This is a genomic window from Nonomuraea thailandensis, assembly GCF_024172165.1.
GTDB lineage: Bacteria > Actinomycetota > Actinomycetes > Streptosporangiales > Streptosporangiaceae > Nonomuraea > Nonomuraea thailandensis.
This window is the reverse complement of record NZ_JAMZEB010000002.1, coordinates 8,569,740-8,592,889: the sequence shown is the minus strand read 5'-3', so window position 1 is coordinate 8,592,889 and position 23,150 is coordinate 8,569,740. Positions and strand designations below refer to the sequence as shown.

The following is a 23,150-nucleotide window of genomic DNA, read 5'->3' as shown; positions in this document are numbered from 1 at the left end:
CTGACATCTCTCCTTCAGCTCAGGCGGCGCAGCTCCGCCTCGATGGCCTTCGCGTCGTGCGTCCGCCCCGTCTTCTCCAGCAGCCTCAGCCGGCCGAGCAGCACGTCACGCAGCAGGTCCGGCTCGGCCACCGGCAGCTCGCGCAGCAGGTCGGCGGAGACGCGCAGGGCGGCGTCCGCGGCGTCGTCCCTGCCCAGCTCCTGCTGGCAGAAGCCGAGCCGGGCGTGCGCCACCGCCCTGGTCAGCTCGTCGCGCGTCACCTGCGTGCTGCGGTGGAAGACCAGCCCGGCCTCCAGCGCCCGCCCCGCCTCCATCAGCGCGTCGCCCAGCATGAGCATCGCCCGCGACAGCAGCCCGCCCTGCATCGGGTTCCCCGGAGAGAACCGCTCCAGCGCCGCCACCGCCTCCCGCAACGGCTGGATCGCCTCGGCCGCCAGATCCCGCATCCGCAACGCCGACGCCAGCGTGAGGCAGGCGCCCGCGCGGCTGGTGTGCAGGGCCTGCGCGTTCATGCCCGTGGTCAGCAGCTCGTCGTAGATCGCGATGGCCTCGCGCGCCCGCGCCTCCGCCTCCGCGCCGCCGTCCAGCCGCAGCAACGGCATCAGCTCCGAGCTCTGCGCCAGGGAGTCGGCCAGGATCGCGCGGTACGTCAGGTCGTCCGGCTCGCGCCTGGCCAGCGGGATCAGGGCCTCGACCAGCTCGTTCGCTGCGGCCAGCTCGCCCAGCATCATGTGGCACCTGGCCAGGCGCTGGGTGGCCAGGGCGTGCTTCACGGTGCCCGGCTCGTGGCCGGTCGTGGCGGTCCGTGCGTACTCGGCGGCCTCCTGCGGGCGCCCGGCGGCCAGGAGGTCGTCGGCGATCAGCGCGGCGGTCTCGGCCGCGGGCAGCGGCTCGCCCAGCTCGGTGAACAGGCGCAGGGCCTCCACCAGGTGCGCCGTCGCCTCCTGGGCCCGCCCGAACGTCCGCAGCACCCGTCCTCTGACCTGGATCGCCTGCGCCCGCACCCGCCGCGGATCGGTCCCGAACGACAGCTCGTGCCACGCTCCCGCGCCGCGCTCCCGTTGCCCTGGCTCCACGCGCCCCGGGTCGGCGCGTTCCAACTCCGCGCGCTCGAATCCCGCGCGCTCGAATCCCGCGCGGCCCGGTTCGGCGTGCTCCAGCTCGGCGCGGCCCGGTTCGGCGTGCTCCAGCTCGGTACGGTCCAGCTCGGCACGGTCCAGCTCGGCCAGTGACCAGGCGATGGCCTCCAGAGCCGCCTGCGGGCGGTCCAGGGCGGCCAGGGTGGAGCCGACCTGCGCGTAGGTGACGGCGGCGACGGCCGGGTCCTCCAGCTCGTCACAGAGGTCGGCGGCCCGCTCGCAGTGGGCCAGCGCCTCGACGGCACGGCCCCGTTCGAGCAGCTCGGCCGCGTAGCGGTTCAGGGCTCCGGCGAGCAACCGGCCCAGGCGCTCCTCGTCCAGGCCGGTCGCGTGGTCCTGGCGTTCGTCGACCGGGACGCTCGTGCGGTCCTGGTGCTGGGTGAGCAGGTCGATGGCCTGTTCCAGCACGGCGAGCCCCGCGGGGCCGGCAGTGTCCCGGGCGCCGTCGCGGGCGCCGGGCAGGGCGGCGAGCGTGGCGAGGGCCGAGGCGAGCGGCTCGCGGTAGGCGGGCGAGACGGGCGCGAGACCGCGGTAGACGCGCACGGCCAGCTCGGCGATCGGGACGGCGCTCGCGGTGTCACCCACCCGCGCCGCAGCGGCGCCGAGCCGCGCCAGGCACCGGCCGAACCGATCGTACGTCTCGGGCGCACCGCTCAGCGGCACCTCCCGCTCCATCCCCTCCACGAACGTCGTGAGCGGCCCCACCAGCCCTGCCACACCTCCGGCGGGCTCCTCCGCCAACCGGCCACCCTCCCCCGCGAACCGGCCGCTGCCCGCGAACCGGCCACCCTCGCCCGCGAACCTGGCCAGCTCCTCCACGACGGCATCGAGCACCGGCGGCCCCGGCAGCGGCCGGATCCCGAGGATCTGGGCGTACAGGGCGGCGCCCGCCACCGGCCCCTCCTCCTCCACCCGCATCCTGGCCAGCCGCACCAGCGCCAGCAGATGCACCCCCACCAGATCGGGCGGAACGCTCCCGAGCCGCGCCATCGCCGCCGTCCCCGCCGCCAGCCGGTCGCGGGCGGCGTCGCTTTCGTGCAGGTCCGCCAGGCACAGCCCGGCCAGCTCCAGGCAGGTCGCGACGAGCAGCCGCTCCTGCCGCGTGGACGGGGACGGGACGAGGTCGAGCGCGCGGATGACCGACCGGAGCGCGCCGTCCGGCCGCTGCCCGGCGAAGCGGATCCCGCCCTGGAGCCGGAGCGCGCCGGCCAGGGCCACGGGCTGCTCGACGCGCTCGGCCACCAGCCGCTCGTACAGCTCGACCACCCGGTCCGCGGCCGCCTCCGCGTCGGAGAGGCAGGCGGCGCGCGACAGGGCGACGGTCTCCAGCACCATCAGCCGGGCCAGCTCCGTACGGAACTCCGCGCTCGCCTCGGCGTGCGGCTCGTACGACTCGATGGCCGTGAGCAGGTGCGGGATGGCCTCCTTGGGCCGTGCGAGCCCGACGAGCGAGCACCCGAGCGCCGCGGCCACCATGCCGACGGCGATCGCGTGCGGCCCGTCCGGCGCGGCGTGCCGCTGGAGCAGCTCGGCCGCCCGCATCGCCAGCGCGAACCCGTCCCCCGCCCGCCCCGCGTCCGCCCAGGCCCGGGCAAGCGTGGCCTGCGCGGACAGGTACGCATGAATCTGCTCGATCCCCGGCGTACCGGCGCTCTCAACGGCCTCCCTGCACTCGGCAAGCCGCCGCTCCGCCCGACCCACCGTCTCCTCGGCGACCGTCTCCCGGTCCACGGCCTCCTCCGGCCGGGCCGTCGACGGCGACCAGGGCAACCACGGCTCTTCGGCGGGGCGGCCGGGCTGACGGGCGGACTCCAGCCGGACGCGTGCCTCATCCCGGTGAGCGGGGTAGGAGGAGCCGTCTTCAAGACACAGCACGTCGTACAGCTCGGCGGCGATCTCCAGGTGCGCCAGGCCGTCCACGGTCCTGCCCAGCTCGTCCAGGCAGAGGCCGAGCAGCCGCCTGCCCCTCGCCGCGGTGGCCGTGCGCCGCTCGGCCACCACGGCCGCCGCCTCCTGCAGCGGGGCCAGCGCCTCCTCGGGGCGGTCGTCCATCAGCAGCAGCTCGCCGAGGTCGAGGAGCTGGTCGGCGAGGGCGGGGCGGTGCTCGTCCGGTTCGAGCGTGACGAGGGCGCGCAGGTTCCGTACGGCCTCGGCGGCGGAACGCGCGGCGGCGTCCAGGTCCTCCATGCGGGCGTGCAGCCTGGACAGCAGGCCGGCGGCCGACACCAGCATGGCGCGCAGCCCCGGCTCCTCGGCGGCCAGGGTCCGCAGCCGCGTCACGGCCTCGGCCGCCGGGGCGCGCGCCTCGGCCGGCCGATCGTGCGTCTCCAGCCAGGCGGCGGCCAGGTGCAGGTGGTGAGCCACGTTCCTGCTGGTGGGGGCGGTGTTCTTGACGGCGGACACGGTGGCGGCGGCCAGGCAGGCGGCCAGGTCGGGCAGCACGGCGGCGACGCCGATCCCCTCGAACGAGGTCAGCGGCACCGGCCGCGACACGTCGCCCGTGACGCCGGCCGTGCGGGGCAGCACGGACAGCACCCCTCTCACCTGGGATGCGAACCCGGCGCTCCCGCCCGCCGCCTCGAACGCCTCCACCGCCTCGTCCAGCCGTCCGAGCTCCAGCAACGCGCAGGCGAGGTTGTAATGCGCCCTGGCGGCGTGCTCCGCGTGGCGGGGATCCTCCTCGGCCAGGATCCGGTACCGGGCCGCCGCCTCCTGCGCCGGCTTGAACGCCCCGCCCGCCTCACCGCCGGCCAGCAGGCAGGCACCCAGCCCGAACAGCGCCTCCGCCCGCCCGGCCGGCTCCTCGTACGGGGGAGCGCCCGCGTACGTCTCCACGGCCTCGGCCGCCGCGACGACCGCCTCCCCGGTCTTGCCCACGGCCGCCAGCCCGGCCGACAACCACGTCAGCGCCCTGGCCAGCGCCAGCCGCCCGCCGCTGCCCCGCCGATGCCGTACGGTCAGCTCCGCCAGCGTCACCTTGAGCGCCCGGCACCCCAGCCCGTCCTCCCACCCCACCGGCTCAGCGGGCAGCCCGGTTTCCGGGCCCTCCGGCCGGGCGGGCAGTCCCACCTCGCGCCCCTCCGGCCAGGCAGGCAGTCCCACCTCGCGCCCCTCCGGCCAGGCAGGCAGTCCGGCCGCGGTCTCGGCGAGCTGCCGGTCGCCGGCGAACAGCACGAGCGCGGCGTTGAGCGCGTCGCCGAGCCCGCCGGCGGGATTGGCCGCGGCCTCCGCGACCAGCTTGCCCAGCCGGCTGGCGACCAGCGACCACAACGCCTGCCTGACAGGCTTCCTGCTGCTCGACAGCCGCAGGACCTCCAGCATGCGCACGAGGTGGTGGACCGTGCGGCCCTCGTGGTCGTGCAGGGCCAGGACGAGCGCGTCCAGGTCCTCGGTCTCGGCCAGGAACTGCTCGGCCACCAGATCGGGCCCGAGCGGGGCGACCCGCCCACCAGGAGAGCCGGGAGAGCTCGGAAAGAGGCGGCCCAGCCAGCGGGCCGCGACGAGGGCGCCGGGCTGGGGAGGCCTCGTGTCGCTCGGGCTGCCCTCAGGGGAAGGCGGCAGGTCGCTCGGGGCGTGGAACCAGTCCGCCGGGTGCCCGGCGCCGCCCGCCGGGCCCGGGGCGCGGGCGCGGAGTCCCGGGACGGACGTCAGGAGGACGGGCAGCTCGGCGGGGGCCGGTGCGGTGAGCGTGAGAACCGCCACCGCCTGCCGCGCGGTCGCCTCGCTGAGCCGTTCCTCTCCGTCCGGCCAGACGCGCGCCCACCGGCCACGCTCACGCGCCAGGAACCGCCCGATCAGCCCGCCACCACTCTCACCACCCGGCGAACGGCCCGCAGTCCTGCTCGGCTGCCGGCCCGCGATCTCGCCAGGAAGCCGGTCCGTTGTCCGGGCTGTCGCCTCGTCAGGGAGCCGGTCCGTTGTCCGGGCTGTCGCCTCGTCAGGGAGCCGGTCCGTTGTCCGTGCTGTCGCCTCGTCAGGTGGCCGGTCCGCCGCCTCGCCTGCCGCCCCGGCCGGCTCCCCGCCGTTCTCCTCCTCCCCGTCGCACAACCGCAGCAGCGCGGCCAGGTGGACGTGCAGCGGAAGGCCGTGCTCCGGGTCGTCGAGACGCGGCGGGGAGGGCAGCGCGGCCCGGCTCGGCGCGAACGCCTTCATGGCCGCCACCGCATGCTCGTTCCGCTCGGCGAGCGTCAGCGGATGGGCGTTGAGCTGCACGGTCGTGGTGTTGAGCCGCCTGAGCCAGCCGCCCGCCGCCGTGTCCAGCCGCCGCCACCACTCCGCCTCGCCCGGCTCGCGAGCCACCAGCAGCAGCCGCACCCGGGCGTTGTGACCGTGCTTGGCCAGCCGCCGCACCAGCTCGCCCACCACCGGTGAAGACGGCTCGGGCCGTTCCACCACGACCAGGGTCGGCCGCAACGCCTCGAACGCCGCACGTTCCCCGGACAAGAGGCCGGTCACCGCGTCCAGAGGCAGGAACCCGGCGTCCCACCCCGCCTCCGCCAGCTCCACGCACAGCTCGCCCGCCAGGCGCGTCTTCCCCGTACCGCCGCGCCCGCTCAGCACCGCGATCGACAGCGGGCCGGGCTCGGCCGCCCAGGCCCGCAGCGTGCCCAGCTCCTCGCTCCGCCCCAGGAACGGCACCACCGCGTGCCGCGCCATCAGCAGCACCCAGTCGGGGCAGTCCTCCGGCAGCCGCTCGCGGGCCGGCCTGAGCAGCGCGGGCAGGGCCACCGAGCGGTCGTGTTCGGAGACGGTCTCCAGCGGCCCCGGCGGCACGCCCGCCAGCTCGCGGAAGCGCGCGTCGCTCAGCAGCGCGGTCACGGGCACGGCGTCCAGCCGGCGGCGCTCGTACCCGCCAGGGCCTGGGACGGCCACGCCGATGAGCTGGCCCGCGGGTTCGGCGAGCAGCGCGGCCCCTGACATGCCGTGCCAGAGCGGGGTCGGCGCCGCGTCGAGCTCGGGCGAGAGCACGCTCACCGCCAGCGCCTTCGACACCGCGCCGGTCGGCGGGCTGACCAGGCCGGACAGCGTCTCCGCATCCCGCAGCCCGCCCCGCTTCCCACCAAGCGGCCCGCCCGGCTCTCCACCAGGCAGCCCGCCCAGCGCCCCGATGCCCGGCTCTCCACCAGGCAGCCCGCCCGGCTCTCCGATGCCCGGCTCTCCATCAGGCAGCCCGCCCGGCCGGCCGAGTTGCGCGAAACCCCGGGCCACGCAGCGCACGCGATAGGAGCCGCTGCTCGCCACCCTGGCCCACCGGTTGTGCTCGATCCCGGCCACGTCGGCCCAGGCAGCCTCGGACACCCGCAGCAGCACCGCGTCCGCGCCGCCGCGCCCGCGCCACACCGGCTCGGCCGCGAGCCACCGGCCGGACCACGGGGGCCGTACGTGACAGGGCGCGCCGGGCTCCACCACCTGCCCGGAGGTCAGCACCAGGTCGGCACCGATCGCGTACCCGGAGCCGGTCACGCCGACGAGGTCGTCATGACCGGAAAAGACCTCGACGACCCGTTCGAGCCCGAGGCGGTGTGGTGGCGTGTCCATGGGTCCGCTACCTGTCAGCTACGTACGGAAGAAAAGCCCCCGATCAGCCTGATCTCCTTCTCACTATCGCATCAAGGACGCGAAATTTCCCGGCTTGTCAGGCCTTCTCAGTCGTGAGCCAGGCGGCCAGCCCGAGGTACACGACCCCGCTCCCGACGTCCAGCCGCCGTCGCGCGCGGGCCGAGCTCCGCACGCGACCGGCCAGGGCGGAGGCGAGCATCGCGTACGTGCCGTCCGACGCCATCCCGAGCAGCAGCCACACGAGCCCGAACACCAGGATCTGTGGCCCGACCGGCCCTGCCGCCGGGTCGGTGAACTGGGGCAGGAACGCCAGGAAGAAGATCGCGGTCTTGGGGTTGAGCACGTTCACCACGAACCCCTCCCAGAACAACCGCCGCTTCGACTGCACCTTCAGCTCGACGAGCTCCTCGCCGCCGCCCTTCCGCATCAGCCTGCGGACGCCGAGCCAGACCAGGTACGCCACACCCACGTACTTGACGATCGTGAACGCCGTGGCCGAGGCCGCGAGCAGCGCGCTGATGCCCAGCGCCGCGGCGGCGACGTGGACGATCGAGCCGGTGTGGATGCCGAGTACGGAGATCAGGCCGGCCGTGCGGCCCTGGGAGACGCTTCTGGTGACGATGTAGAGCACGGCGGGGCCGGGCACGAGCAGCAGTCCGAGGGTGGCCGCGCAGAAGATGGCGAGTGACGAGATATCCGGCATGGGGCAATCGTAGGACCGGCGTCAACGCCATTACCGGGCCTCGGGCAGCGGGCACCTTCCCCGAGAGCACCGGGCAGCGGGCGCCTTCCACCGAGAGCCCCGGGCAGCGGGCGCCTTCCCGGAGGGGTCGGGAAGCAGGCGTCAGAGGCCGTCCTGGAGGGCTGTGAGCAGGGCCTCGGTGGCGGGCGGGTAGGGCGGCTCGCCGTAGACGGCCGCGTACACGTGTCTCGTCGAGCCCGGCACCACCGCCACCTCCACGTCCGGATGCCGGTGCGCCGCCAGCGCCAGCCCGGGCAGCATGGTCAGCCCCAGCCCGGCCGCGACCAGCGCCTGCACGGCCACGATGTCGTCGCTGGTGAACGCGATCCGCGGCTCGAACCCCGCCTTGTCGCAGACGTCCAGCAGGTGGCTGCGGCACCGGTCGCACCCGGCGATCCAGGCGGAGTCGGCGTGGTCGCCGACCTCGCCGGGCGCCGTGCCCGACACGAGGTAGCTGGGGTCGTCGAGGAGGTGGATCATGTGGATGCCGCTGTCCTCGGGCGCGGTGTCGTCGTACCGGAACATGACCGCCACGTCCACCCGCCCGGCCCGCAACAGCCGCAGCGCCTCGGGCGGCTCGGTCTCGGTGAGCTGCAGGCGCAGCCCGGGATGCGCGCCGGCCAGCAGGCCGGCCGCCTTCGGGATGAACGTCCCCAGCGCGGAGGGGAAGGCGGCCAGCCGCACCCGCCCGGAGCGCAGCCCCACGTGCGCGGCCAGCTCCTCGGCGGTGGCGTCGAGCCGGCCGATGATGTCGGCGGCCCGCTCGGCCAGCAGCCGGCCCGCCTCCGTGAGCCGGATGCCGCGCCCGGCGCGCTGGATGAGCTTGGCCCCGGTCTCAGCCTCCAGCCGGGCCAGATGGTGGCTGACGGAGGGCTGCGAGTAGTGCAGCTCCTTGGCCGCGGCGGTCAGCGAACCCTTGCGGGCGACGGCCACGAGCACCCGCAGGCGTGCGACATCCAGCATTCATCAATCTTATCTATTGATCGACCAGAAGACTTCTGTTGGACCTATCGGTCGAAATGCAGGAGCGTAGAAGGGGAAGGCAGATTACTGATTATTCCTAGGGGAATCCCATGGATATGGCCGCCGCCACCACAGTCACCAGGCCGGGCCTCGAGCCGATCGTCTCGGGAGTGTCGCGCATCGTCGACCGCCGGCTCGACGGTCACGCGACCGCGCTGGCCGTCGCCGCCCTGCTCCGGGAGCGCCTTCCGGGCCTCGACATCCTCACGCCGCAGGAGCGGGCGGGCTCGCCCGAGCGGTACGTCTCCCACATCCTCCACGCCGAGGAGCGCTTCTCGGTCGTCGGCGTCGTCTGGCGCCCCGGCCAGGACACGGTGATCCACGACCACGTGTCGTGGTGCACGTTCGGCATCCTCAGCGGCATCGAGGACGAGACGCTCTACCGCGACCTGGGCGACCACCTGGTGCGCATCGGGCACGCCGAGAACCGGCCGGGCGAGGTCAGCGGGTTCGCCCCGCCCGGCGACATCCACAAGGTGCGCAACACCAGCTCGGAGACGGGAGTCTCGCTGCACGTGTACGGCGCCGACGTGAGCAGGCTCGGCAGCAGCGTGCGCCGGACCTACGACCTGCCGGTCCGATGAGTTCCGCGCGCCCCGCGGGTCTGTCCCTTCGACAGCCGATGCAAGGGAGCGACGATGGAACCCACGACGGAGCTGGACGCCCGCTTCAGCGCCGAGAACGCCGCCGCCACCTCCTGGGCCGAGGCCCGCGAGCAGCTGACGAACGCTGAGACGTACTGGCTGAGCACCGTGCGCGCCGACGGCCGCCCGCACGTCACCACGCTGCTGGCCGTCTGGCAGGACGACGCGCTGCACTTCTGCACGGGGGCCGAGGAGCAGAAGGCCAGAAACCTGGAGACCAACCGCAACTGCGTGCTCACCACGGGCGCCAGCGCCCTGCGCGAGGGCCTGGACCTGATGGTGGAGGGGGTGGCCGAGCGCGTCACGGACCAGGGCACGCTCAAGCGGCTGGCCGACGCGTGGGAGGCCAAGTACACCAGCGAGTGGCACTTCGACGTCAGCGACGGGGTGTTCGTCAACGTCGCCGGGGGAGAGGCTCTGGTGTTCGCGGTGGCTCCGGCCAAGGTGCTGGGCTTCCGCAAGGGCGACTACGCCCAGACCCGGTGGCGCTTCCGCTGACTTGCCCCTGCCTGTGCCGGAGCCGTTTCGGCCTGGCGGGCACGGGTACGCACGGCGTAGTTGTCACAGCTCATCGCGGGGGTGTTCACGATGGCTCCTCCGGCATGCGCAGGCGAGGCCGCGGGCGGTCCGCGATGAGAGCGACGGCACAGGGGGTCGTCTGGGTCGGCGTGTTCCTGGGGGTCTGCGTGGCGCCGCTGGCGTTCGCGCTGATGGGCGTGAGCCGCCCGGGCCAGGGATTCTGGACCGACTTCTCGGTCGCCCTCGGGTTCGTCGGCCTGGCCTTGATGGGCATCGAGTTCGCCCTCGTCGCCCGGGTCCGTGTCGTGGCGGAGCCGTTCGGCACCGATGCGGTGATCCAGTTCCACCGGGAGATCGGTTACGTCGGCCTGGCGTTCGTCCTGACGCACACGGCGCTGTCGGGCCCGGGCGTGATCGCCGCCTTCTCCCTGACCGAGCTGCCGTGGAGGGCTCGGTTCGCCGTGCTCGCGGTGCTGGCCCTGCTGGTGCTGATGGTGACCTCGGTGTGGCGGCGGCGGCTGCGCCTGTCGTACGAGGTGTGGCAGGTCCTGCACACGGTGATGGCGACACTCGCGGTCACGGCGGCTCTGGTGCACGTGCTGCTGGTCAACCACTACGTCGACAGCCTGTGGAAACAGGTGCTGTGGGCGATCATGACGGCGGCGTTCGTGGGGCTGCTTCTCTGGATCCGGATCGTGCGGCCACTGCGGTTGTGGCGGCGTCCGTGGGTGGTCGAACAGGTGCTCCCCGAGCGCGGCCGGATCACCGTGCTCGTGCTGCGCCCGCGGGGGCACGAGGGGCTGCGCTTCCAGCCCGGGCAGTTCGCCTGGATCACTGTCGGCAGGTCGCCGTTCTCGGTGACCTCGCACCCGTTCTCGTTCTCCTCCAGCGCCGAGACGGACGGCACGGTCGCCGTCGCGATCAAGGCGCTCGGTGACTTCACCTCCAGCGTCAGCGCCGTACGACCGGGCGCCACCGTCTACGTCGACGGCCCGCACGGGGTGTTCTCCATCGACCAGTACGAGGGCGCCGGGTTCTGCCTGATCGCCGGCGGCGTCGGCCTCGTCCCCGCCCTGAGCATGCTCCGCACCCTCGCCGACCGCGGCGACGTGCGGCCGGTCGTCCTGTTCTCCGCACACCGCGATCACGACAGCATCCCGTTCCGCGAGGAGATCGACGAACTCACCGGCCGCCTGAACCTCCAGGTCGTCCACGTACTCGAACAACCGCCGCCCGGCTGGACGGGCGAGAGCGGCCGCATCGACGCCGGCACGCTCCGCCGGTACCTGCCGTCCGCCGGCCCGCGTTTCCAGTTCTTCGTCTGCGGCCCGAACCCGATGCTCGACGCCATGGAGGCCGCCATCCCGGAGATCGGCATTCCCGCCGATCGGGTCCACACCGAGCGCTTCGCCTGGGTCTGAGCCGCCCGTACCGGAGGAAACCGTGCGCCACGCCTACATGACCCGGCTGACGATCGTCGCCGGCCTGATCCTGGTGCTCGCCTGCCTGGCCTTCGCGGCCGTCCAGAACTGATCGAACGGATCCCGCGGACGTACGCACGAAGATCCGATCGTCCGGTGATCGGAAAGAAAAGTTGTGCAACTAATATTGCGCAACTTTTCTTTCGCTTCTATGGTGGTGGTATGTCCTCCCCGGAGCAGTCCCACCGCGTCAAGGACCTCGACACGCTCAAGGCCCTGGGTCATCCGCTGCGCATCAAGCTCTACCGCGCGCTCTACGTCGCGGGCACGGCGACGGCCTCGCAACTGGCCGACCAGGTGGACGAGGCCGTGTCGCTGGTGAGCTACCACCTGCGCAAGCTGGCCAAGCACGGCATCATCGAGGAGGTCGAGGGCGGCAGCGGCGATGCCAGGCAGCGGTGGTGGCGGCCGGTGATGACCAGCATCTCGACCACCGACGAGGACTTCCGCGACGCCCCCGAGCGCAACGCCGTCCACACCGCCGTCTCGCGGGTGTACGCCCGGCAGCGCGGCGAGCTGTACGAGGGCTACCTCGACATGAAGGCCGCGTGGAGCGACGACTGGCGCAACTCGGCGTTCTCCTCGGAGTCCCTGATGCCGCTCAAGGCGGAGGAGCTGCGCTCGCTGCGTGACGAGATCATCGAGCTGGTCCAGGGCTACCGGCTGCGGGCAGAGGCGGCGCGGGACGCCGGCGACACGGAAGGCCGCGAGAACGTCGCCGTGCAGACGTACGGCTTTCCGTTCCGTACCTAGCAGTTCAGAGCCGAGCGAGGGACACTCATGCTGCATCCCGACCTGTATCTGTACGCCGAGCGGGCCCGAGCCCGTGAGCTGGAGGCGGAGGCGGGCCGCCATCGCCTGGCGAGCCACTACCTGGCGCATCACCGCCTGACCGGCCGCCGCCTGGCCGGCCACCGTTTGACCGATCACCGCCTTACCGATCACCGCCTGACAGGCCGCCGGTCCCTGGGCCTTCGGCCTCGCGCTGAGGTCCGTACGTGGGAGCGGCGCCTCGGCTGGCTCCTGATCGAGCTGGGCCTGCGCCTGGTCGCGCGTTACTGACCGAGTTGGTGGCGCATGGCGACCGCGTCGCTGATGGCCCAGTGCTCGACGATCCTGCCGTCCCGGACGCGGACCATGTCCATGCCCCGCACCTCGTACGTCCGGCCTGTCGCCGTGTGGGTGCCGCGGCTGAGATACACGTTGGACGACAGCTCGCCGTCCGACACGTTTCGTTCTATCTCGACCGACACGTCGTGGAAGCCGGTCTCGCCCAATATTGCCCGCTCCCACTTCTCCCGCCATGCCTCCAGGCCGTGGTGGTCGCCCTCCGTGCCGCCCCTGTGGTCGATCACGCCGGGGTCGACGAGGGCCAGGGCCTCGTCCATCCGACCGGTCGCGAGCACCTGTGGGTACAGCTCCACGACCCTCCGATGCACCTCTCCAGCAATCATCGTTGCGCCTCCTCCGGCTAAGTGGGGAGCTCCCCGTTTCTCAGGTTCGGTTACTCTAAACGGGGAGCTCCCCACTTAGCAAGGCCTGCGCTGGCAAGCCCGCGCTTTGTCAGGGCTTCGGTGGGTACGGCCTTGCGCTGTCAGGGCTTCGGCGGCCAAGGTCTTGCTCTGGCAGGGCTTCCGCGGGCTCTGGCAGGGCTTCCGCGGGCTCTGGCAGGGCTTCGGCGGGTAAGGCCTTGTGCTGGCAGGGGCTTCGGCGGGCAAGATCTTGCTCCGGCAGGGTTTCGGTGGGCAAGGTCTTTGGTGGCCAAGCCTCAGTCGGCAAGGAGAGAGATGCGAGCGGACGCACAGCGGAACCGTGACCTGCTCGTGGCCGCGGCGGCTCAGGTGTTCGCGGAGCGCGGCGCCGACGCGCCGCTCGATGACGTCGCCCGCCGGGCCGGGATCGGGAACGCCACTCTGTACCGGCATTTCCCCACCCGCTCCGACCTGCTGCTCGCCGTCTACGCCGACGAGGTGAGCCAGCTCTGCTCAAGCGCCGAGACGCTGCGCGAGGAGGCGGGCTCGCCGCGGGAGGCGCTGCACGAGTGGCTGCGCCTGTTCATGGACCACGTCGAGGGCAAGCGCGACCTGGCCCTGGCCGACACCGCGCAGGTCGCCGACTGGCACCGCGCGATGCTCGCCGCCGCCTCGTCCCTGCTGGCGGATGCCGTACGGGTCGAAGCCGTACGGGCCGACCTGGACGTACGGGACCTGCTCACCCTGGTCAAAGGCATCACCGTGGCCGCGGAGGACCGCCGCCAGGCCGAACGCCTGCTGTCACTCGTGAACTGGGGCCCATAGGCAGGGGACGTCCCGTCCGCTGGTGGAGCGTGATCAGGGCATGTCGCCCGCCTTGTCCACGATCCCGGCCCCCAGCACCGACAACCCCACGGCCCCGCCATCACCGTCCACCACCTTCACGCCCATGTAGTGGTAGTCGTCCGGGTCGAGGATGTAGTACGCCCTGACGCCGTCACCGGCGTCGAGCACCACGCCCACCCCCGCGCGGCCGGCCGCGTCCGTGGCGCCCTGCTCGATCGACACGTGCGGGAGCTTGGCCAGCGCCCGGTACATCCCCGCCACCGTGTCCGGCGGGATCACGGGCCCGTACTTCATGTACCACCCGATCGCCCCGAACACCTTGACGTCGTCCGCCACCTCCGGCCGGCAGGAGGGCTGGCAGATCGACAGGGGATGAAGCTCCCGGTCGAGACCACGGAAGTGCGCGAGCAGCGCGTCCGGGTCCGAGGGCAGCGCCTCCACCTCCTGCTGCGTACGGCCGACGTGCGTCGGACCCTTCTCCCTGCCCAGCTTGAGCTCGCCGCCCTCCTCCTTGATCGCCGACCTCTGCCCGTCCATCCGGCCCCAGGACTCGAACGTCGGCAGGTCGCCGCCCATGTGCTGCGATTCCTTGAGGTAGAACCACTGGTCCGGGCGGATCCGCCGCGCGGGGCCGCGAGCGGCGACCAGCGCCGCCTGCTCCAGCACCGTCACCGCGCCACTTGGCCGAGCCCCGCCGCCGGCCTCCGTGGCGCCGCCGGTCTGCGGGCCAGTGCCGGTCTGCGGGCCAGTGCCGGTCTGCGGGGGGCCGCCGGTCCGCGTCGCACCGCTGGGCTGAGCCGCACCGCTGGGCTGAGCCGTACCGCTGGGCTGGGCCGCCACGGCCGGGTGCGGCCGTACCGCCGCCTCCTGCTGGGGCCGCAGGACGGCCACGGCCGCGACGGCCAGCAGGCACGCGCCCGCCGCGCTCAACCCCAGCCGCAACCGCGGCCGGCGGCGCGGCCGGCCGTGCGGCGCGTTCCCGGCCGTTCGCTCGGCCAGCCTGCGCTCCACCTCCGCCACGCTCAGCCCCTCCGGGACCTCGCTGCGCATCTCCCTGAGGAGCTCGATCTCGTTCACCATCAATCATCCCTCGTCCGCGACGGTTGGATCGATTCCGGCCAGCATCCGGCGCAGGCTGCTCCGCGCCCGGTTCACGCGCGACCGCACGGTGCCCACGGGCACGCCCAGCGCCACCGCGGCCTCCTCGTACGTCAGCTCCGCCCACGTCACCAGCAGCAACGTGTCCCGGTGCTTGCGCGACAGCCCGGCCAGCGCCTTCGCCAGCCGCCTGCGCGCCCCGTCCGCCACCACCCGCTGCTCCACCTCGTCCGTGAACGGCTCGATCACCGCGTCGGCCCCCGTACGGCTCAGCGCCTTGTACAGGCCGATCTCGCGGCGGCGGTGCCGGCCGATGAGGTTGGTGGCGATGCCGTACAACCAGGCGCGCTCGTCACCGCGCCGCCCGTCGTACGACTCCAGCCGCTGCAGGGCCACGGCGAACGTCTCGGCCACGATGTCGTCGGCCGGCTCCAGGCCCAGGCGGCGCACCACGTACCGCTTGAGCTCGGGGGCGTGATCGACGAACAGCCCGGCGAACCGCTCGGGGCCCGGTCGCGGTGGCGGATCGTCGCTGGTGCCCACGCCGGGCCGGGGCGAGAGGTCCGCCCGGCTCTCGTGTCGCATGTGTTGCCTCTCGGATGCTTGCCGTCATGACATGAGTAATTGCCGCGGGCGGGGACGGCGGTTCCATGAATTTTCGCCGAGGCCGGTGGCCTCTCGCTGAGCCGATCAGGGCGGCGGGCGATCATGCGGCCCCGTAGGGTGTGGGAGCCACCGTGCCCGGACAAGGAGAGCGTTGTGATCGAAGGAGCCTGGTCGCTGCCGTCACCCTGGCGGGAGGCGCGCGTCGCGGTCGTGGTGCCGACGTACAACGAGGCAGGCAACCTCGGCGAGCTGACGGAGCGGATCCTCGCGCTCGGCCTGCCCAACCTGCGGCTGGTCATCGCCGACGACGACTCGCCCGACGGCACCGGCGCGCTCGCCGACGACCTCGCCAAGCAGGCGAACGAGGAACGCCCCGACCGCATGGTGGTGCTGCACCGCAAGGTCAAGGAGGGCATCGGGCGCGCCCACATCGCCGGGATGCAGGAGGCCCTGGGGCGCGGCGACGAGTACGTGGTGCAGATGGACGGCGACCTGAGTCACCGCCCCGAGTACATCCCGCACCTGCTCGGCACGATCCTCGCCACGCGGGCCGGGGTGGTGATCGGCAGCCGGTACGTCGTGGGCGGCTCCCTGTCCACACAGTGGGGCTGGCACCGGCGGCTGCTGAGCCGGTTCGCCGGCCTGTACGTCAACACGATCCTCCACCTGTCCGTGCGCGACCCCACGGGCGGCTTCAAGATCTGGCACCGGGACGTGCTCGAAGGCATCGACCTGAACGCGATCCGCAGCGACGGCTACAGCTTCCAGGTCGAGATGAACTACCGCTGCAAGCGGCTGGGCCGGGCGATCGTCGAGATGCCGATCCACTTCGAGGAGCGCAACGCCGGCTCCAGCAAGATCAGCTTCTCGGTGCAGGTGGAGTCGATGCTGACCCCGTTCGCCCTCCGGTTCGGCAGGCAGCGGCGTCGGTGACAGCGTGCCGGGGCGCGGGAGAAATAGGGTCGCGGGCCGGCACAACACGTTCCTAGGGTGGCGGCATGCCGTCCTACCTTCACCCCCCTGGCCTTCCTCCTGGGCCTGGAAGGAGTCGCGCTGCTGCGCACGCAGGCGGGCGACCTGGGCGACGCCGCCTACGTCGAGCGGCGTATCGCCGAGATCCGCAGCCTGGTCACCGACCCCGGCCTGACGCGCAGCGCGGGCGCCACAGCCGGCCACGCCACCACCGAGGAGGGGTACGCGCAGTGGGCCGGGCACTACGACTCCGACGACAACCCGCTGATCGCGGCCGAGGAGCCGCTGGTGCGCCGCATCCTGTCCGCGCTCCCGCCGGGGAGCCGGGCCCTGGACGCCGCCTGCGGCACGGGGCGCCACGCCGCGTTCCTGGCGGGTCTCGGGCACGAGGTCGTCGGCGTGGACACGTCCCCCGAGATGCTCGCCCGGGCCAAGGCCAAGATCCCCGGCGGCGAGTTCCACCAGGCCGATCTGCACGACCTCCCGGCCGGGCCCGGCAGCTTCGACGTCGTGGTCTGCGCGCTGGCGCTCACCCACCAGCCCGCTCTGGGGCCGGCGCTGGCGGAGTTCGCCAGGGTCGTACGGCCGGGCGGCCACGTGGTGCTGTCGGACATCCACCCGCTCCTGCTCTACCTGGGAGGGGTGCCGACGGTGGCGGGCAGCGACGGCGTACGTGCCATGCCGGCCAGCCGCTTCCTGGCCGGCGACTACATCAACGCCGCCCATGAGGCGGGCCTGGAGATCGTGAGCTGCCACGAGCCCCGCTGCGGCAGGGTGCCCGGCGGTCACGGCGGCCCGCTCGCCCAGCAGCGCTGCCCGTAGGCGGCGGCCGCCGCCTACGAGGACACCCCGGCCCTGATCATCTGGCATCTCCGTCGGCCACCGGCCCGAGCCGCCGCAGCTCAGGAACCGCCCAGGTGACGGCCGCCACGGTCACGGCGGTGAGCAGGCCGCCGGCGCAGATGACCACCCGGTGGTCGAGGACCGAGGTGGCGGCCCCGTGCAGCAGGTTCGCCAGGTGCGGCCCGCCGAACAGGACGACGGTGAGCGATCCCTGGATCCGGCCGCGTAGCGCGTCGGGAGTGTGCGCCTGGGTGATGGCGTTGCGGAACGTGCTGAGCACGAAGTTCACCGCGCCGCCGAGGACGAGCGCCACCAGGGCGAGCCAGAGCTGCGCGGCCAGCCCGAGCAGCACGACGGTCAGCCCCCACGCCGCGGCGGCCCCCGCCATGAGGGTGCCGTGGCGGCGGGCGCGGGTGAACGTGCCTGACAGCAGCCCGGCCGCGACGACCCCGGCCGGGTAGGCGGCGTACAGCAGCCCCAGCTCGGGGCCGCCACCCGCGGGCCCGCCGAAGGTGTACCGGGCGAGCTCGGGGAACAGGGCGACCGGCATGCCGAACACCATCGCCGCCAGGTCCACCAGGAGCACCGCCACCAGCAGCCGGCTGGCCGCCAGGTACCGGAGGCCGGCCAGGCGTTCGCGGGGGCCTCGCTGCGGTGGCAGCGACGGCAGCCTGACGACCGCCCACACGACGGCCAGGAGGGCGACGGCGTCGAAGAGGTACAGCGTGCCGAGCCCGACCACCGGGATCAGGACGCCGGCCAGCACCGGCCCGACGATCGAGCCGGCGTAACGGGTCAGCGAGCCGAGGCTGTTCGCCGCCGGCAGGAGCTCGGGCGGCACCAGCCGCGGCACCGCGGCGCCCATCGTCGTCATGATCGCCCCCAGGGACAGGCCCTGGCAGGCGACCAGCACCATCAGGAGAGGGACGGAGCCCACGCCCAGGACCGCCTGCCCCCACAGGGCCGCGTACGTCGCCGCGAGGCCGCAGTGCGCGGTCAGCAGCACCACTCGCCGGTCCCGCACGTCGGCCAGCGCGCCGCTCCACAACGACGCCACGACCAGCGCCACGAACGACACCGCCCCCGCAGCCCCCACGACCACCGATGACCCGCTCACGGCGAACAGCTGCGCCGGGACGGCCACCACGCCGAACGAACCCCCCACCGCACCCACGGCCGAGGCCGCCCACAGCCGCCGGAAGGCCGGGACGGCCAGCGGGCGGCGATCGACGGTGTACGCCCCGAGCGAGGCGATCACTCCCCGGCCCCCGAGGGCGGCGTCTCCAGGCTCTCGACGTCGGCGACCACGCAGGCGACGTTGTCGGGCGCTCCGGCGGCGTACGCCCGCTCGACCAGTTCGTCGAGCACCTCCTGGGGAGCGCCGTCCCCGGTCAGCACCTCGCGCAGCGCCCCCGCGGGCACGACGGCGGACAGCCCGTCGGAGCAGAGCAGGTACCGGTCACCGGCCACCGCGTCGTGCAGCGCCAGTTGCGGCCGGACGCCGCCCGTGCCGGTCAGCGCCCGCGCGAGCAGCGCACGCCGCGGGTGCGAGGCCGCCTCCTCCGCCGTCAGCCGTCCCTCGTCGACCAGCCCCTGCACGTACGTGTGATCGTGGGTGATCTGGAACAGCTCCCCGTCACGCACGAGATACGCCCGGGTGTCACCGATGTGCACCAGCGCCAGCCGGGAGCCCGACCACAGCAGCGCCGTCAGCGTGGTGACGGCCTCACCCGACGGCGCCGACGCGGCGATCTCCCCGATGGCCCGATCGGCGTCCCCGACGGCGTCGGCCAGCGCGCCGAGCAGGTCCTCGGCCGGGACGGTCATGGTCTCCAGCGGCTTGAGCGCCTCGACGGCCGCCGCGCTGGCCAGGTCGCCGCTCGACCCCCGCACCCCGTCGGCCACCGCCAGCAGGCGCGGGCCGGCGTACGCGGTGTCCTCGTTGCTCGTGCGCCCCAGCCCCGACTCCGACCGGGCGGCGTAGCGGATCCCCAGCAGGGTCGCCGTCTCCTCCACGGTGCTGCCCCTTCCCGACAGATAGTCGACGAGGAAGGTGGCCAGCTCCCCGCGGGCGGCGGTCTCCGCCAGCACCTGCTCCCAGTAGGCGGCGATCTCGCCGGCCGCCGCGCCCGCCGGCAGGTCGCACACCCGCCGGATCCGCGCCAGTGGCATGCCCAGCCGCCGCAGCCAGGCGATCAGCCGGGCCCGCTCCAGTTGCGCCGGATCGTAGAACCGGTACCCGGACTCCCCGTCCACCGCGGCGGGCCGCAGCAACCCCAGCTCGTCATAGAGCCGCAACGCCTTCGGCGACAACCGCGCCGCCCGGGCGAACGCCCCGATCGTCAGCAGCCGCACCACTCCTCCTCGCCCCGGCCACCACGACCGGTACGGACGATGGTGCGGCTTCACCCAGGGGCAAGGTCAACGCCGGCCCCGGAAGCAGACCGCCCGCTCAGCGGCTGACCGGCGTCTCCCGCTGCACCCGCGCCAGCTTCTCGGGGTTGCGCACGAAGTAGAGCCCGGTGACCAGCCCGTCGTCGATCCGCACCGCCAGCACGTTGTCGATCTCCCCGTCGATCCGGACGATCAGCGCGGGGCACCCGTTGACCTGCACCGGCGCGAGCGACACCTGACCCCCGAGCCTGGGCAGGCCGGCCTCCATCACCCGAGCCACCTTGTCGGCCCCCACGACGGGGTGCGGCAGGGCCTGCACGACCCCGCCACCGTCGCTCAGCAGGACGACGTCCGGCGCGAGGATGTCGAACAGCCCCTGCAGATCACCCGTCTCGACCGCCCGCTGGAACGCCGCCAGCGCGTCACGCGACTCGGCGGGCGAGGTGACACCGCGTGGCCGCCGCGCCGCCACATGCGCCCGAGCCCGGTGCGCGATCTGCCGGACCGCGACCGTGCTCTTGTCCACGGCCTCGGCGATCTCGTCGTAGTCCAGGCCGAACACCTCGCGCAGGACGAACACCGCCCGCTCGGTCGGCGTGAGCGTCTCCAGCACCAGCAGCATCGCCATCGACACGCTCTCGGCCAGCTCCACGTCCTCGGCCACGTCCGGCGCGGTCAGCAGCGGCTCCGGCAGCCAGGGGCCCACGTAGGACTCCTTGCGCCGCCCGAGCGTCCGCAGCCTGGTCAGCGCCTGCCGGGTGGTGATCCGCACCAGGTACGCCCGCTGGTCCCGCACCTCCCCGAGCTCGACCCCCACCCACCGCATCCAGGTCTCCTGCAGCACGTCCTCGGCGTCGGCGGCCGAGCCGAGCATCTCGTAGGCGACGGTGAACAGCAGGCTGCGGTGCGCCACGAACGCCTCGGTGGCGGGGTCCAGGCGCCCGTCGTGATCGTGGCCGCCGTCCATGCGCCCGCCATCCATGCGGGCTTCACCGGCGGACGGCTCGGCCGCGCCTCGTGCCTGCTCGGTGGGCTCACCCATGGCCATCTCCTGCCTGATCCGATTCGACGTCCCGCACACGAGACGCCGGTTCTCGCCGCTTCGTGACACCCGCTCACGGTGGCATACCTCACAGAACCGCCCTGTCACAGGGGCCGGCCGGCCGGCATCTCCATGTCGTCAGGACGCCGCGCGGAACGCCCCGCACGGCACGCAGGCCGACCAGTGAGGACGATCCCATGGAACCCCGCTTCAACCTGTTCGCCAACGAGATCGGCGCCAAGATCCTCAAGCGGATCTACAACGTCAGCACCGCCATCGAGGAGTCGTCGCTGCCCAAGCCCACGCAACACCTGGTGATGATCCGCGCCAGCCAGATCAACGGCTGCGGCTTCTGCCTCGACGCCCACACCAAGGACGCCGCGGCGGACGGCGAGAGCGCCGTCCGCCTCAACCTGGTCGCCGTCTGGCGCGAGACCACCGTGTTCACGGAGGCCGAACGGGCCGCGCTGGCACTCACCGAGGAGGGCACGCGCCTCGCCGACGCCCACCTCGGCGTGTCGGACGAGACCTGGGAGCAGGTCCGCAAGCACTACGACGACGACCAGATCTCCGGGCTGATCGCCCTGATCGCGATGATCAACGCGGCCAACCGGCTCAATGTGATCACGCGTAACCAGGGGGGTTCCTACGAGCCGGGGATGTTCAGCCGCGTGACGAGCTGAATCGGCGGGCGTGATCCGGCCTAGGATTATCCCGATCCAGGGCCGGGCCGCACCCTGGAGAATGAGGAATTCGGTCTGTGTCTACGGCGAAGATGCAAACAAAGGCGGTTCTTCGCCTATCTTCGACGGATCGAGGCCTATGATTGCCGCCTGAGTGCTGGAAGGTGATGCCGTGCTGATCCGGTTCGAGGTGGCGAACTTCCGCTCGATGCTCGATGCGGTCGAGCTGTCGATGGTGGCTGTCGATCGGGACCGGACCGAGGCGCGGCCGGCGCCCAACCTCGGCGAGAGCCTGCTGCCGATCGCGGCGATCTTCGGACCGAACGCCTCCGGCAAGTCCAACGTCATCGCCGCCATCACCTGGCTACGCATGGCCGTACGCGAGTCCCTGCGCATGTGGGACGACGAGATCCCGGTTGAGCCGTTCGCGTTCGCCGACGGACCGGGGCGCCTGTCGGAGTTCACCGTCGAGTGCGTCATCTCCGGTGTGCGGTTCGAGTACATGGTGGAGCTCGATCGCCAGGCGGTGCGTTATGAGGCCCTGTTCCATTACCCGGAGAAGAAGCGGCGGCGGATCTTCGAACGGGAAGGAAGCCAGTTCAAGCTCCAGCGCGGCCTGGGCAACCTGTCCGGCACGCGTGAGTTGCTGACCCCTCGCACACTGGCGCTGTCGATCGCGCGACGATTCGACCAGCCTGTTGTCTCCGGTTTTGCGGACTACCTGCTCGCCGCCCAGACTCTCGGCCTGTCCGCGCGCCGCCCGCGAGGCCCGCAATATCGCACGACACGCTCGACCATGCGCTGGTTCGAAGAAGGACCAGCTGGCGACCAGTTGTCACTGCCGGGCATGGAGGATGTCAGCAGGCCCTTCCAAGCAGATCGTGCCCAGGCGCTGGCTCTGCTCCGGGCGGCGGATCTGGGTATCGACGACGTGCTGATCGATCAGTACGAGGTCGCCCATCCGGAAGGGGCGCGAACACAGCGCAGGATCCGCCTCGTGCATCGCACGGCCCAGGGGACGGCGCCGCTCGACTTCGACGCGGAGTCGGAGGGGACTCGCACGTGGTTCCACCTCATCGGCCCCGTGCTGGCGGCGCTCAAGGCCGGCTCGCTGCTGCTGTTCGACGAACTGGACGCAAGCCTGCACCCGACGCTCTCCGCGCAACTGCTCAGATTGTTCCACGACCCGGTCACCAATCCGAAGGGCGCGCAGTTGGTCTTCACCTCCCACGACACCAGCCTGCTCAATCACCTCAACCGGGATGAGGTCTGGCTGACAGAGAAGGCCGAGGACGGAGTGACCCGGCTCGGCGCGCTGGCGGAGTTCGCCGGTGAGCGGGTGCGGAAGTCGCAGAACCTGGAGAAGGCATATCTGCATGGACGGTTCGGCGCGCTGCCCGATGTCGATCGAACAGAGCTGCTGCGGGCTCTCGGGCTGATCGGCTGATCGGGATGGCACCACGGAGGACCAAGGCGAAAGACCTCCGCCGCAGGACGGCGAGTCGCCCAGAGCGCACGACCATCGTCGTGTTCTGTGAGGGCGAGGCATCCGAGCCCGACTACATCAACGCCTTGAAGCGTCTGCCGGAGATCCGCGCCAACACCGCGATCAACGTCGAGATCGACTCCGGGCAGGGAGTGCCGCTGACCCTGGTGAAGCGCGCGGTCGAGCGGAACCGCGATGACGAGGTCGACCAGTGCTGGTGCGTGTTCGACGTCGAGTGGCCCAAGAACCACCCGAACCTGAAGCAGGCAATCCGGTTGGCGCAGGAGCACGGGATTCGCCTCGCCATCTCCAACCCGTGCTTCGAGCTGTGGCTGATCCTGCACTTCGAGGACCAGACGGCCTTCATAGGCACCAAGGAGGCCGAGAGCAGGAGCCGCAAGCTCGACGGGCGCGTGGGGAAGCGCATCGATCCCGAGCAGTACATGTCGCGACGGCATGAGGCGGTCCGGCGGGCGTTTCTGCTGGCCGAACGGCACGGCCGGCACGAGAGCGCGTGTCCCGACGACAATCCGTCGTCCGCCATGGGCGATCTGCTGGCGGCGATTCAGCCTTTTTGACGGGGTGGTTCGTCGAGGCTCCC

General features: G+C 72.6%; 20 protein-coding genes. 11 read left to right on the top strand and 9 right to left on the bottom strand.

Annotated features, from left to right (window positions below; translation table 11 throughout):
- Positions 1–14: 14 nt before the first annotated feature.
- From HD597_RS43230 to HD597_RS43220, 3 genes are all read right to left on the bottom strand, one after another.
- Positions 15–6,677: a tetratricopeptide repeat protein gene (locus HD597_RS43230; RefSeq protein ID WP_253751400.1), complete on the bottom strand. Its 6,663-nt coding sequence runs from the start codon at positions 6,675–6,677 to the stop codon at positions 15–17.
- A gap of 97 nt (positions 6,678–6,774) precedes the next feature.
- Positions 6,775–7,401, bottom strand: a complete 627-nt coding sequence (locus HD597_RS43225; protein WP_253751397.1) for a LysE family translocator — start codon at positions 7,399–7,401, stop codon at positions 6,775–6,777.
- 141 nt (positions 7,402–7,542) lie between these two features.
- Positions 7,543–8,403 (bottom strand): LysR family transcriptional regulator, encoded by an 861-nt coding sequence (locus tag HD597_RS43220; RefSeq protein WP_253751394.1) that lies wholly within the window; start codon positions 8,401–8,403, stop codon positions 7,543–7,545.
- A gap of 110 nt (positions 8,404–8,513) precedes the next feature.
- On the opposite strand from HD597_RS43220, the gene HD597_RS43215 reads away from it, so the two are divergent.
- From HD597_RS43215 to HD597_RS43195, 5 genes are all read left to right on the top strand, one after another.
- Positions 8,514–9,047, top strand: a complete 534-nt coding sequence (locus HD597_RS43215) for a cysteine dioxygenase family protein (protein WP_253751391.1) — start codon at positions 8,514–8,516, stop codon at positions 9,045–9,047.
- A 54-nt stretch (positions 9,048–9,101) separates the two neighbouring features.
- Positions 9,102–9,605, top strand: a complete 504-nt coding sequence (locus HD597_RS43210) for a pyridoxamine 5'-phosphate oxidase family protein (RefSeq protein ID WP_253751388.1) — start codon at positions 9,102–9,104, stop codon at positions 9,603–9,605.
- A 134-nt stretch (positions 9,606–9,739) separates the two neighbouring features.
- Positions 9,740–11,047: a ferredoxin reductase family protein gene (locus HD597_RS43205; RefSeq protein WP_253751385.1), complete on the top strand. Its 1,308-nt coding sequence runs from the start codon at positions 9,740–9,742 to the stop codon at positions 11,045–11,047.
- 222 nt (positions 11,048–11,269) lie between these two features.
- Complete coding sequence (locus HD597_RS43200; RefSeq protein ID WP_253751382.1) at positions 11,270–11,860, top strand: winged helix-turn-helix domain-containing protein; 591 nt, start codon at positions 11,270–11,272, stop codon at positions 11,858–11,860.
- A 27-nt stretch (positions 11,861–11,887) separates the two neighbouring features.
- Positions 11,888–12,169, top strand: coding sequence for a hypothetical protein (locus HD597_RS43195; RefSeq protein WP_253751379.1), 282 nt, complete (start codon positions 11,888–11,890; stop codon positions 12,167–12,169).
- On the opposite strand, the gene HD597_RS43190 is transcribed toward HD597_RS43195, so the two are convergent.
- Complete coding sequence (locus tag HD597_RS43190; protein ID WP_253751376.1) at positions 12,163–12,561, bottom strand: ester cyclase; 399 nt, start codon at positions 12,559–12,561, stop codon at positions 12,163–12,165. The genes HD597_RS43195 and HD597_RS43190 overlap by 7 nt on opposite strands.
- 333 nt (positions 12,562–12,894) lie before the next feature.
- Between HD597_RS43190 and HD597_RS43185 the strand changes: the two genes are divergently transcribed.
- A complete protein-coding gene (locus HD597_RS43185; protein WP_253751373.1) occupies positions 12,895–13,404 on the top strand; it encodes a TetR/AcrR family transcriptional regulator in 510 nt (169 codons plus the stop codon).
- A gap of 33 nt (positions 13,405–13,437) precedes the next feature.
- Here the strand turns inward: HD597_RS43185 and HD597_RS43180 are convergent, their stop codons facing one another.
- Positions 13,438–14,505, bottom strand: a complete 1,068-nt coding sequence (locus HD597_RS43180; protein WP_253751370.1) for a CU044_5270 family protein — start codon at positions 14,503–14,505, stop codon at positions 13,438–13,440.
- A 3-nt stretch (positions 14,506–14,508) separates the two neighbouring features.
- A complete protein-coding gene (locus HD597_RS43175) occupies positions 14,509–15,108 on the bottom strand; it encodes an RNA polymerase sigma factor (RefSeq protein ID WP_253751367.1) in 600 nt (199 codons plus the stop codon).
- A 177-nt stretch (positions 15,109–15,285) separates the two neighbouring features.
- On the opposite strand from HD597_RS43175, the gene HD597_RS43170 reads away from it, so the two are divergent.
- Positions 15,286–16,062, top strand: a complete 777-nt coding sequence (locus HD597_RS43170) for a polyprenol monophosphomannose synthase (protein ID WP_253759709.1) — start codon at positions 15,286–15,288, stop codon at positions 16,060–16,062.
- A gap of 57 nt (positions 16,063–16,119) precedes the next feature.
- A complete protein-coding gene (locus HD597_RS43165; RefSeq protein WP_253751364.1) occupies positions 16,120–16,923 on the top strand; it encodes a class I SAM-dependent methyltransferase in 804 nt (267 codons plus the stop codon).
- A gap of 37 nt (positions 16,924–16,960) precedes the next feature.
- Here HD597_RS43165 and HD597_RS43160 read toward each other — a convergent pair whose 3' ends face one another.
- The 3 genes from HD597_RS43160 to HD597_RS43150 all read right to left on the bottom strand — a co-directional run bounded on the left by HD597_RS43160 (position 16,961) and on the right by HD597_RS43150 (position 20,320).
- Positions 16,961–18,202, bottom strand: a complete 1,242-nt coding sequence (locus tag HD597_RS43160) for an MFS transporter (RefSeq protein ID WP_253751361.1) — start codon at positions 18,200–18,202, stop codon at positions 16,961–16,963.
- Positions 18,199–19,299 (bottom strand): MerR family transcriptional regulator, encoded by a 1,101-nt coding sequence (locus HD597_RS43155; RefSeq protein ID WP_253751358.1) that lies wholly within the window; start codon positions 19,297–19,299, stop codon positions 18,199–18,201. The genes HD597_RS43160 and HD597_RS43155 overlap by 4 nt, the downstream gene beginning before the upstream one ends.
- Positions 19,300–19,396: 97 nt before the next feature.
- Positions 19,397–20,320 carry an RNA polymerase sigma-70 factor gene (locus HD597_RS43150; protein ID WP_372513644.1) on the bottom strand — a complete coding sequence of 308 codons (924 nt, stop codon included), beginning with the start codon at positions 20,318–20,320 and terminating at the stop codon, positions 19,397–19,399.
- Positions 20,321–20,577: 257 nt separating this feature from the next.
- On the opposite strand from HD597_RS43150, the gene HD597_RS43145 reads away from it, so the two are divergent.
- From HD597_RS43145 to HD597_RS43135, 3 genes are all read left to right on the top strand, one after another.
- Complete coding sequence (locus HD597_RS43145; protein WP_253751354.1) at positions 20,578–21,063, top strand: carboxymuconolactone decarboxylase family protein; 486 nt, start codon at positions 20,578–20,580, stop codon at positions 21,061–21,063.
- A gap of 172 nt (positions 21,064–21,235) precedes the next feature.
- Positions 21,236–22,510 carry an AAA family ATPase gene (locus tag HD597_RS43140; RefSeq protein ID WP_253751351.1) on the top strand — a complete coding sequence of 425 codons (1,275 nt, stop codon included), beginning with the start codon at positions 21,236–21,238 and terminating at the stop codon, positions 22,508–22,510.
- 80 nt (positions 22,511–22,590) lie between these two features.
- Entirely contained in the window at positions 22,591–23,127 is a 537-nt protein-coding gene (locus tag HD597_RS43135; protein WP_253751348.1) for an RloB family protein, read from the top strand.
- The last annotated feature ends 23 nt before the right edge of the window (positions 23,128–23,150 follow it).